10 protein-coding genes are annotated in these 11,763 nt (G+C 44.9%); 4 read left to right on the top strand and 6 right to left on the bottom strand.

All coding sequences use genetic code 11. The features are described from left to right. The first annotated feature begins 47 nt into the window (after positions 1-47). From CS948_RS20430 to CS948_RS20445, 4 genes are read left to right on the top strand one after another with little or no spacing between them, the layout of a single operon-like run. The gene (locus tag CS948_RS20430) at positions 48-899 is read left to right on the top strand and encodes a FimB/Mfa2 family fimbrial subunit (RefSeq protein ID WP_176555151.1); all 852 of its coding nucleotides are present in this window, start codon (positions 48-50) and stop codon (positions 897-899) included. A gap of 19 nt (positions 900-918) precedes the next feature. Next, a complete protein-coding gene (locus CS948_RS20435; RefSeq protein ID WP_099294118.1) occupies positions 919-1,836 on the top strand; it encodes a hypothetical protein in 918 nt (305 codons plus the stop codon). Between the two features lie 15 nt (positions 1,837-1,851). Next, complete coding sequence (locus CS948_RS20440) at positions 1,852-4,764, top strand: fimbrial protein (protein WP_099294120.1); 2,913 nt, start codon at positions 1,852-1,854, stop codon at positions 4,762-4,764. A gap of 21 nt (positions 4,765-4,785) precedes the next feature. After that, a complete protein-coding gene (locus CS948_RS20445; RefSeq protein WP_099294122.1) occupies positions 4,786-5,046 on the top strand; it encodes an HU family DNA-binding protein in 261 nt (86 codons plus the stop codon). Between the two features lie 461 nt (positions 5,047-5,507). On the opposite strand, the gene CS948_RS20450 is transcribed toward CS948_RS20445, so the two are convergent. From CS948_RS20450 to CS948_RS20475, 6 genes are all read right to left on the bottom strand, one after another. Next, complete coding sequence (locus CS948_RS20450) at positions 5,508-5,894, bottom strand: HsmA family protein (RefSeq protein WP_099294124.1); 387 nt, start codon at positions 5,892-5,894, stop codon at positions 5,508-5,510. 22 nt (positions 5,895-5,916) lie between these two features. Further along, complete coding sequence (locus CS948_RS20455; RefSeq protein ID WP_099294126.1) at positions 5,917-7,137, bottom strand: ABC transporter permease; 1,221 nt, start codon at positions 7,135-7,137, stop codon at positions 5,917-5,919. A gap of 102 nt (positions 7,138-7,239) precedes the next feature. Then, entirely contained in the window at positions 7,240-7,980 is a 741-nt protein-coding gene (locus CS948_RS20460) for an ABC transporter ATP-binding protein (RefSeq protein ID WP_099294128.1), read from the bottom strand. Positions 7,981-8,017: 37 nt separating this feature from the next. Next, complete coding sequence (locus CS948_RS20465) at positions 8,018-9,181, bottom strand: efflux RND transporter periplasmic adaptor subunit (protein WP_099294130.1); 1,164 nt, start codon at positions 9,179-9,181, stop codon at positions 8,018-8,020. Positions 9,182-9,195: 14 nt separating this feature from the next. Then, entirely contained in the window at positions 9,196-10,563 is a 1,368-nt protein-coding gene (locus tag CS948_RS20470; protein WP_099294132.1) for a TolC family protein, read from the bottom strand. Positions 10,564-10,606: 43 nt separating this feature from the next. Next, on the bottom strand, positions 10,607-11,731 hold the full coding sequence (locus CS948_RS20475; RefSeq protein WP_099294133.1) for a TlpA disulfide reductase family protein: 1,125 nt from the start codon (positions 11,729-11,731) through the stop codon (positions 10,607-10,609). Positions 11,732-11,763 lie beyond the last annotated feature (32 nt).

An 11,763-nucleotide genomic window follows, 5' to 3' on the forward strand; every position in this document is an offset into this window, starting at 1 on the left:
AGATGAAACGTTTTGAGAAAATATTACTGCTTCTATTAATTATCAGTGTGAATACAAGCTGCATAAAAGAAGATCTTGATGATTGCGAGAAAACACGCCTTACCTTTATATATAAAGGGGATGGTCAAGAAGATATATTTCATACTAAAATCAACAAGGTTGACCTGTATGTTTTCGATGCCGACCACCACTTGGTAACCACCAAAGTATTAAATCAAAGTACCCTAAAAAAACATCAAGGAACCAAACTAAACTTACCGTCCGGTCAATACCACCTCGTCGCGGTAGGCAACGCGGGTGAACGCACAACAATAAAAGATATTCAATGCGGTTCATTGCAAAATATCATGGCAATGCACCCCAACCAAGACAAAGATAAAGTGCCCGGTCAAGACCCCCTGTACATGGGCTGCCATGTCATCGAGGTACTTAAAGACCGTTGGTCAGACCACACGGTAGAATTCAAAAGTTCCCACCTGAAAGTATCCGTGGAAGTCCGGGGGGTGGGATACGCCGGAACGGGACGTGCAGCTAATCCGTCCGTTTCCGTCGTGCTAAAAAACGTCTATCCACACACGAACTTCACCAACGAATCGTGCGGAGAATTATGCGCCCATTACCCGGAATTCGTGTTCGATGAAAACACTCACGTCATGCAATCGACAGACTTAAACATATTCAGGTACAAAGGTGGATGTGCAATGGTAATAGAAGTTCTGAACCGAGAGGGCAACGTCATTGCCTCCAAAAGCATCGCGGAATTCCTGCGTGAAAATCCTAAAGTGGATATTTACAAACAGGAAGCCCTGCTCCCGCTCCTTATTGAATTCACTCCATTGCAAGTGGAAATCCGCTTGCCCGAGTGGTATATCAATGACGTGACACCAGATTTCCATTAATCATATAGAAGAACTTGTTATGAAAAACAGATTCAACTTCATCATATTCGCGTTTATTCTTTTGCTGACATCCTGCATCAAAGACAAGGCACAAGAAGAAGAAAAGGTTTCCGTGGTGTTGACATTCAACACGCGTTCCGTTAGCGAAACTTACGACACCGATTCGGGTGAAGGTATTCAATCCATCCGTGTAATCATCGCTCAAAACGGCACGGTCGTAAAAAATGAATATTATCCCGAACTAAGCTACAATGCCTCACTCTCCTCCCGCACGTTCACAATATTCGATGTACCCGTGGGAAATGCGGATTTCTATATCATCGCCAATGCCGATAAATCAGGGATTACGGATTGGACACCCTACAATGTCGGGCAAACACCATCGTTCGACCTACTGACTCGACACGTCATGACAACCGCAAACGGAATCGTTGAGCCACCATTCCCCATCGCACAACAATTCTTGAATCAATCGATACGGACTAACGGGCAAGAATTAAATTTCTCCATCATCCGTTCCGTTGTCAAGTTAAATTTCATGTTCACGAACAAGAGCGACAAAGACATCACGCTCGAACAAATCAAACTGGGGACGTTCGTACCGGATAAAACATTTTTATTCCCCCAAAAATCACGACCGGTAGATCTGAATTATCATCCATTAAACATGAATAATATAAATCAAGCCGTTCAAGCCGGAACCTCATTCATGAAAACGGTATATATTTACGAGAATACCGTCACGGATACCGATGCATACACGGTAGCCATCGTTGTCGACGGATACACCTACGAACCGCTTTCATTAAACCTGACATCAATAACCCGCAACACGCAGATAAATATAAAAATGACGATTACCCCTAGCAATGTAGGACTTTCATACATTGTTGCCGATTGGACAAACACCCCTGTAACGATTCCCCCGTTTGATTAAATAAAATATATAACCATGAAAACCATCTACCATTTAATATATCTAGCGTATGCCGGTATCCTTTTCCTAACCGGTTGTTCAGACGATATATTGGAAAAAAACGCACAAGTCATCGAGGGGCAACCTACCAAAGTAAATTTAAACTTCGGGGTAGCTAACTCGTCACAACTATCCAGAGCAACCTCGCCCGTCAAAGATGAACACAAGGTGAACAACCTGTACGTTTTCATTTTTAATGCCGACGGTTCTCTGTCTAAAAGCCAATTTTTCGAATACGGGAACTTACAGGATAAAATGGAAAAGGATGACATCAACAACACACTCACGAGCGGCAAAGTTACTATCGAAACCGTATCCGGAAGCGGGAAAACGATTTGGGCAATCGCGAATATCGCTAACGTTTCAACTAACGCCATGAGAGATATCACCCCCGCCGTGTTGGACGAGATAAGTAATCTGGAGGAATTACAAGCACTAACAGCCTCTTTGCAACAAGAAACGATTGCCCGGGGAACAGCCTTTCTCATGAGTGGCACCCTCGAAGATGCATCCGGGAATCCTAAAAAAGTAGACATCCCCGTCGGGGGCGAAATAAGCGACAATATCATTCTAAAACGCGTCGATGCCAAAATCACGTTCAACATCCAAACCAAAAAAGGAATCACCTTCACTCCCACGGAATGGAAAGTTGTCAAAGCCTCCCAAAAGGTCTATTTACTACCCAATGCATCCGATCCAGAAGGCGCTGACACGGACTATTTCGAAACGTCGTGGGCAAACTACGAGGGTGAAGGTGACAATTTTGGGAAGACCTTTTCTTTTTACGTGGCAGAAAATCGCAAATCGCCCATCAAATCCATTCCAACAATGACAGAGGACGGCACCCCTCTGACCCCGGAGGAACAATATAATTACCGGGAAAAACAACTCAAGAACCCCGTGACGGACGGCAAACCCGGACAAACCGTAACCAACGGGGCATACGAATACGCTGACCCCAACTCCACGTATGTGATACTAAAAGGAAACATCACGTACAAATATGGTGAAATACAAGAAGTTTCCGCGAATGTCATGTACACGATACACTTGGGGTTCGTGAATGGCGCCGAGGATTTTAACACCAACCGCAATGTACATTACACGTACACGGTTACCATCAACAGTGCCGAAAGTATCATTGTTGAAGTTAACGATGGAAAAGAGAACCAACCCGGTGCAGAAGGCGAGATTACTATTGCCGACAATATCATTAACTTAGATGCCCATTATGAAACGAGATGCATTACTTTCACTCAAGCACAAATAGACCCGAGTTTAACGTGGTATGTAAAAACCGCTTTCAGCGAAGGGATGCCGGAGCAAAATCCTCAAGACTACAAATGGATCAAGTTTTTACTTAACACCAAAAATGGTTCCGGTTATGATACCAAATTCCAAAAATACCCCGGAGATGCGAAAAGCTATACAGACGAGGAAATCAAGACTTTGGATTGTCAAATAACAAACGCCAAACTTATAAACGTGGCTCAACTTGTACGGATTCTAAAAAGAAACAAAGAAATATATATTGCAAACAATAACAGTAACAAGGGAACTCTTTTCGACGGAGGGTTTAAAATTACATTCACGGCTTTTATCGAGGAAAATTATTACACACAAAACCCGGAAACAGGAGACAACAGCACAACTTTATGGAAAAAATTTGTCAATCAACCGGAACGAATCATGAATATCCTCTCCAACACGAGATACAGCCCGGACGGGGAAAGCGTGAGGCACGTCGCCGTTACTTCGTTCCGGCAAAAATCCATTCAAACGATGTATAACATCTCGGCAGGCGAAGGGTTGCAAACGGCATGGGGAACGGAATGTGTACAAGAAACAGATAAACGCCCGTTCTGGAAGGAAAAAACCGCCAATAATTCAGGAGTACCCACCTATAATGATTCTCGAAACGGTCGTTCCAATACTATAAAATTATGGAATACAAGTACAAATCCCCGTTGGGACACTTATATTGAACCGACAACCAATGAAATGAAAACAGTATACAATTACGCCCGCTACAATTGCATGCAACGAAATCGGGATCTAGACGGAAACGGGAAAATTGATGCCGATGAAGTACGCTGGTACTTGGCTGCCATCGATCAATTGACAGACCTTTGGATCGGAGAAAATTCATTTGACGCCGCCGCCCGCCTTTTCAAAGGCTCCACGTGGATTGAAGACTGGTATGTCAGCAGCACCGTACCGGGACGTTACAGTGTAAATATAGGTTCAGACTGGTTCCCCCGTTATGAATACTGGGACAACCCCACCGTACTATGGTCTTCCGAAGGCTCCTCTATCGGTGAGATGAATACAGTAACTTCCTATAACACAAGTAAAACATTTAATTACCGCTGTGTACGTAATCTCGGTATTGCTCCGGATGATGCCACAACAATACCCCAAGATTTTGCCACATACGACGCCACCACCCATGTACTCTCCCTCGAGTACCTAGACGAAAAATCCATCCGTGCTTACTCGCAGGAAGAAGAACTGCCCGAACACCACGAACGGCAGGCAGACAACTTACCATGGTGGAATTTTGAAGTAAACCCGGGCTCGCACTTGTTACCAAGCGGGATTGCCAATTGGATTAAAATCCGTGATACCGTCAACTCCGGCAAGTCACCTTGTCCACCCGGTTGGCGTGTACCAAATCAACGAGAACTAGCTCTTATGCTGTCACGTGTAAAAAATGATGGCGGTTGGGAACTAGATAATCACATGTCAAGAACCCGCTTTTCCATGAACCCGACAGGGAGCTATCGGCATGGTTTCTCTGTTACGTCTGCGGCAGGAAAGCTATTCCTGATTAATAACTCCGACGAAACAGGGGGAGTACGATGCGTAAGAGATAAATCTTCAAAATAATTCGACATAGAAAAACAAGATATGAATAAACGAGAACTTTCATTATTAGTAGCAGACCGAACCGGGCTCTCGAAAGGCGAGGCACTGAAAGCGGTGCAAGCCACGATAGATTGCATCACCGAAGCTCTGCAAACAGGACAACGAATAACGTTAATGGGATTCGGGGCGTTCTTCTCGTATGAACTCCCCCCTCGCGTTACATATAATCTTTATACCAAAGAACGGGAACAACTGGAATCACGCAAGGTGATCAAATTCAGACCCACCTTCCCCGACAAATAAATGCAACCAACCACGAGGCTGTCCAAAAATGGGCAGTCTCTTTTGACACTTAGCTATTCAGTCAATTAGTTGTATTCTCAATGTTATACGATTATCATTTTCTACCATCGGTTTACTTTGGTTTACAGTAGTAAACTTTTTCTAGAGAGAATCCGAAGTAATACTGTTAAAGAAAGGGATTAAAACCGGTACAAAGCCGCTTCAAAGCCGGTGCAAAGCCGCTCGTGAACGTCTTTGAAACGTCTTTGTATCGAAGGTGAAACGTCTTTGTTCCCTTATTACTCCCTTATCTCAACGGACTCTTATCGCATACCCACCGTGCCTAAAAAAAAGTTTACCGGAAACCTAAGTAAACTTATACTGGAATTTTCATCAAAAATATCCCTAAAACCAACCGGGATATTAGCATATAAGCTCCCAGTATACTGCGATTATAACCGGGACAAGTAACATTCTTCCTATTAATGCTTCACACCCAGCACAATCCCTAACACGTAAGGCATCAGCCAAAACGCCCAAACAAGAATACTAAATCTACTGAAATTCTGTTTGGCTTTTTGGCTTCCTTTCCAGTAAGTCAAGATTGCCCATCCCGCATGGATTGCCATCAAAATTAAAGCAAATAATCCGGTTACACTATGCAGGATATTTTCATTCCCCGCCTCTCCGGCGATATCGGACATTATTGTCGTACCGAACGTATCGGCAGTCAATCCCAACAGGAAAAAGACAATATGCCACAATCGTAACTCGTTTTGCACTCGTTCCGCCCATGTACCAATCGAGTAAAACACGAGTGCCAGCGTCATGCTCGCGATAGCGGTTCCTAAAAAAGGTATATTTTCCATCACTTTAAATTTATAACATGAATCACTCGTAACGAATAGCATCTATCGGGTTCAACCGGGATGCCTTGCGGGCGGGATACCAACCGAAGAAAACACCCGTGAACGTACAAACGATAAACGAAATCACCACCGAGTACAATAACACGGATACCGGCCATCCCAACAGGGAACGCAATACCAACGATACACCGATCCCCAACCCCACGCCGATAATTCCACCCGAAACACTGATAATAATTGACTCTATCAAGAACTGGAACAAGATATGCCGCCCCTTGGCACCGATAGACATTCGTAAACCGATTTCACGAGTACGTTCCGTGACCGAAACATACATGATATTCATGATTCCGATGCCACCGACAAGCAAGGAGATTCCCCCGATACAAGCCAAAAGAATAGTTAAAACCTTGGTCGCCATCGTCAGTACCTTACTCATCTCTTCCAGCGAACGAACGGTGAAATCATCCTCCTGCCCCACGGGAATACGATGCGTCTGTCGCAATACTCCCGTGATTTCCTGTATCATCTTGTTCGTGTATCGCTCGTCAATCACGGAAACGTAAATACCGTGCATGTAAGGGATTGCCAACAATCTTTTCTGTATTGTCGTGAAAGGAGCCACGATGATATCATCCTGATCCCGCCCCATGGAATTATAACCTTTAGGAGCCAAAACACCAACAATACGAAAAGGCACTTTATCAAAGCGGATAATCTGCCCGAGAGGCTCTTCCCCGTTCTTGAACAGGTTATCCACGATCGTCTGCCCCACCACGCACACTTTGGCGGCATTCTTCATGTCCTGATCACTGAACATTTCCCCCCGGTTGACCGTCAAGCGGCGAATATCCATGTAATCCTCGTTGATCCCGTAAATAGAGGTCGGCGTGTTACTCGCCCCGTAAATGGCTTGCCCGGATTTCGTCACGTAAGGAGAACAGTTTTCCAAATAAGGAACTTCCGAAACGATTGCCCGGTAATCTTCCAACTTTAAAGTCTGAACGATCACGCCGTTCTGGCGGATTCCTCCCACCATGGCATTCGTCGGGTTGATAACCACCATGTTAGCCCCCAGTTCTTCTATTTGTTTCTCTATACTATACTTCGAGCCTTCACCGATGGCAAGCATCGAAATTACCGAGCTCACCCCGATAATGATACCCAACATCGTCAAGAACCCGCGTAATTTATTATTACTCAAAGCCCGAAGGGCGATAATTATTAAATTCCCGTAATTCATCTATTCATTTTAGATTTATGATTTATGATTTCAGATTTATGATTATCATCCTCCCTAACCAACGCTTTTATTAATCGTAAATCGTAATTCATAAATCGTGAATTAATCAATTTCTTTGGGTAACGCCTCCAACACTTGCCGGGCGGAACCGATTCTCGAGTTTTTCTTGTCCTCGACAACCCGACCGTCACGGAGTAATATGTTGCGACTACTGAACTCCGCTATTTCAGGGTTATGCGTCACGAAGATAATCGTTCTCCCCTCGGCGTGCAGGTGCTGGAATAAAGCCAGAATCTCGTACGAGGTGCGGGTATCCAAGTTACCCGTCGCCTCGTCGGCAAGCAAAATAACAGGATCGTTCACCATGGCACGGGCGATTGCCACCCGTTGTTGCTGTCCCCCGGACATCTGGTTGGAGCGATGATTCACCCGGTTCTCCAGGCCTACCGCTTTCAAGGCGTTCAACGCTTTTTCCTTTCTTACCCGTTTGGAAATGGACGGGTTATACAACAAGGGTAATTCCACGTTTTCCAGTGCCGTAGTCTTGGGTAACAGGTTGTAGGATTGAAAAATAAATCCTATTTTCAAGTTCCTGTAAGAAGCCCTGTCATTTTTCCCCATTTCCCGCACGGGCTTCCCGTCCAAGTAATACTCGCCGGACGTGGGAACATCCAGACAACCCAACATATTCAACAACGTGGATTTGCCCGAGCCGCTTGTTCCCATGATTGTCACGAATTCTCCCGCCCGAATCGAGAAAGATACCTCTCTCAAGGCGTGTACAGTTTCCGAGCCCACCTCGAAATCCCGACAAAGATTTTCTATTTTGATTATATCTTTCACTTGTAGATTCATATAACTATGATACAATTAGATACGACTAATGTGGCCGCTGTCCGGTCATGTTAGGCATCAAGGGATTTCCACCCGGCTTCGACTTTATGGATTCAGTTGCTTTAGCGGATAAATTTATCCCGGTAATCACCTTCTCACCCGTTTGCAAACCCTCCGTGACTTCCGTGTAAATTCCATCCGAAATCCCGGTAAGCACGTTTTTACTTTTTAATCCCTCGACCGTCTGTATCCAAACAGATTTTCTCCCTGCCGTTCCGGCTTGTACCACTATTTCCACCGTTTCTTCTTCCGGCTGGAAGCGCAAGGCACGCAAGGGAATCATCAAAACATCCGCTTTCTCGTGCGTCAACACCGTGATACTCGCCGTCAAACCCGGTTTCAACTTCAAATCCGGATTCGGCGCGTCAATCACCACCTCGTAAGTAACCACGTTCGACGTCACGATCGGTTCCAAACGCACCTGCGTCACGGAACCCTCGAAATGTTCGTCCGGGAAGGCGTCCACGGTGAAGATCACTTTCTGCCCCTCTTTCACCTGACCGATATCAGCCTCGTCAACGTCGGCAATAACCCGCATCTTTCGCAAATCATTCGCTATCACGAATAACTTCGGCGTGTTGAACATCGCCGCCACCGTCTGCCCCTCGTCCACCGCTCGGGAAATAACCACCCCGTCTATCGGCGAGTATATCATGCAATAATTCAGGTTCGTCTTCGCTTTCAATAAATCAGAACGAGATTTCTCCAAAGCCCGGCGGGTTTTCTCGTACTGGTATTCAGAGGTTTCAAAATCCGAATCGCTAACCAGATTCTTGGCGTGCAATCCCGCCAGACGCTCGTGATTTTTCTTCTGGTAGTCATACTCGTTCTGGTTGGAATAATGGGTTGCCAACTGTGACTCGTATTCCGATTCCAGCACGGTTTTATCCAGTTCAGCGATAAGCTGTCCCTTTTTCACTTCCGAATTATAATCCGCGAGAATACGGGCTATCGTGCCGGAAACCTGTGTCCCGACTTCTACCTGCGTGATCGGCTCTATCGTACCGGTGGCAGTAACAGTATTACGAATATCCCCTTTTTTAACCTCGAACACCTCGTAATTCACCGTTTCTTTCTCTCTCGGCCGAAAGGAGAAAAACAACAAAATAATCCCCACGGCAATCACTATTGTTACAACTATCTTTTTCATTTTCAATTATTTTATTATATATCAATCGGTTCATTCCTGTAAAAATTCAACAACTTGAAAGCGAGAACCGCTTGGTATTTCGCTTGTATCTGTTCCTGCAACGCGGACAGGTAATTGTTCTTCTCCACCAGCAAATCAACCGGGTTCTTCATCCCCGCATCAAATTCCTCCTGTACCTGCCGGTAACTCGTGTAAGCCGATTTTACCCGTTGATTAGCTGCCATGTACCGGCTTTGGGCGGCAACAACATCTTGATGTAATGATTCCACCGTTTGCAACAAATTTTTACGGGTATTCTGCTCGTCTAAACGTGACTGTTCGGTTTGAAGTCTTGCTTTTGAAACATTCAAACGAGCTTTCTTCCGGTTCGTGATCGGGATACTGATATTAATCCCGATGTTCTCAACCAAACGATCGTCTATTTGAGAGAAATAGGAACCGCTACCCTTGGAATCGTACCCAGTGGAAACGGAAGCCGAGAGAGAGACACTCGGCAAGTAATCCCCCCGGGCTATCTTTTCACCCACGATTGCCGACTCTACGTTCAACTGGCTGCTTTTCACCTCCGGCATCAGCCGTAAGGCTTCCCGATAAACATCCTGAAGACCGGGAATCAAGACAAGCACGCTTTCCTCGTCCAGTTCCGGGAACACCACATCAAATTCCTCTTCCGGATCCAGTTCTAAAAGTTGCTTTAATTGCAACTTGGAAAAAGCCAAATCGTTCTCGGCTTGTACTACCCGGTATTGGTCACTGCTGTACTGCGATTCCATTTGCGCGAAATCGCTCGCGCTGATAGAACCCGCATCAAGCAAGGCTTTTGACCGTGCCAGTTGCTCACCGGAACTTTCCAGCGTCTGCCTGTCCGTTTTTAAAGTCTCGTTCGCGTACAGGATTTGCAGGTACGCCTTCGTCACCGATATCTCGATATCGTTTTGGGCGACAAGCACATCCTGTGTCACGGCTTTTTCCAACAGCTCTTGCTGCCGGATGGAACGGGAGAGTTTCCCCCCTTGGTAGAGAGTCATGTTCCCGCTGAGCGAGTAACTGCCCGTGTAGGCACTTGACGATTTCAACGTCCCGTTTGTACCCGCCTTTTTCTGGTGTCCCCAACCTTGAGTTGAAGAAAAATCAAGCGACGGCAGACGTTGAGCTTTCGCCCGGGAAGATTCGACCAAAGTATTTTCCAATGATACCCGGACATACTCTACTTGGAGATTATGCTCTCTGGCGTGCTCGATACATGCACGCAAAGACCATGTCTTTCGTTGTGACATCCCGTCCAACGTACTCGAAACAAGGATACACGTGCACGCTAAAAACACGACACCCCCTCTTTTCACGCTTTTCAAACGTGAATAAACATCATCTAACATCCTCATAAATAAATCTTTGAAGTTTATCTTACACAAGCACGAATGCTTGTCACTCGTTTTTCAATAACTCTTCTATTTTCTTTTCCAATTCTTTGCCTCGTAAATTCTTGGCTACAATCCGATTATTTTCATCCAACAAGATCGTACAAGGTACACTTCTCACTTTATATAATTGCACGACTGACGATTTCCAACCTTTCAGCTCAGCCCCATGTTTCCATCTCAACCCATCCTTTCGAATTGCATCCGTCCACTCTTTTTTATCGGAATCCAAGGATATTCCCAGAATTTCTAATCCCTTACCTCGAAATTTATTATAAATTTTCACGACATTAGGATTCTCCTGCCTGCAAGGACCACACCATGAAGCCCAAAAATCAATTAACTTGACTTTCCCGTCCAAAGCATAAAGAGATATACTCTCCCCGTCCGGCGTCGTAATCTCAAAATCCGGGGCTAACGCACCTATCACAACCCGCTCCTGTTCCGCGATATAATCCGCAACAATTCTTCCATATTCCGTTTTTTTCCCTTGTTCTCCCAACAGCATAAATTTCTCCCGCAACAACTCGTAATTCAAATGTTTTTTCAATGACACAAGCATAAAATTCTCAAAATGCATCGTATTCATCGCTGTATAGATCACAAAAGCCGATACGTAAGCATCCGGATTTGCCTTAATCAATTCATTTTCCTTCATATGCCACTCCAAGAGCAATTGCTCGAGATCATCCAGAAGCTGTTTCATAACCCTCTCATCTTTACTTTCTTTCGCGGCATAATATTTTTTAGTCAGCAAATCTTCCTTCCGAGTCATTGCCGAAGAAATTGCTTGAAAACAGTTATACAATTTCTGAGCCTCCCCACCTTCGATACTTATATTCCCTTTCTCTCCACGAACAATAAACTGCCCCTTTTCAAGCATAAACTTCTGTTCCCCTTGTCCGGCGATCACCAAATCTACCATGACTATGCCACTCTCTTTCCCTCGTAACTCAAAACTTCCTTTTTCCATTCTCGCAACCGTCAGAGTGTCCCACTCGTTCCCGTTGGGTTTCAAAATAAAAATATTTCCATCGGTAAAACCTTTCAGCGTACCGGAAATGGTAAATTCCTCCTGTCCGCAACAGACCAATGATACAAAACATATTATAAATAAAAATATCACTCTCATAAACCCTCATTTTTTATACGATGAATCCATAA

The organism is Butyricimonas sp. Marseille-P3923, from assembly GCF_900184685.1.
Lineage (GTDB): Bacteria > Bacteroidota > Bacteroidia > Bacteroidales > Marinifilaceae > Butyricimonas > Butyricimonas muris.

Bases quoted from the DNA above. Each gene is read 5' to 3' on its own strand.
- CS948_RS20440 (WP_099294120.1), top strand. From the start codon at position 1,852: ATGAAAACCATCTACCATTTAATATATCTAGCGTATGCCGGTATCCTT.
- CS948_RS20450 (WP_099294124.1), bottom strand. From the start codon at position 5,894: ATGGAAAATATACCTTTTTTAGGAACCGCTATCGCGAGCATGACGCTG.
- CS948_RS20470 (WP_099294132.1), bottom strand. From the start codon at position 10,563: ATGAGGATGTTAGATGATGTTTATTCACGTTTGAAAAGCGTGAAAAGA.
- CS948_RS20475 (WP_099294133.1), bottom strand. From the start codon at position 11,731: ATGAGAGTGATATTTTTATTTATAATATGTTTTGTATCATTGGTCTGT.
- CS948_RS20455 (WP_099294126.1), bottom strand. From the start codon at position 7,137: ATGAATTACGGGAATTTAATAATTATCGCCCTTCGGGCTTTGAGTAAT.
- CS948_RS20435 (WP_099294118.1), top strand. From the start codon at position 919: ATGAAAAACAGATTCAACTTCATCATATTCGCGTTTATTCTTTTGCTG.
- CS948_RS20445 (WP_099294122.1), top strand. From the start codon at position 4,786: ATGAATAAACGAGAACTTTCATTATTAGTAGCAGACCGAACCGGGCTC.
- CS948_RS20465 (WP_099294130.1), bottom strand. From the start codon at position 9,181: ATGAAAAAGATAGTTGTAACAATAGTGATTGCCGTGGGGATTATTTTG.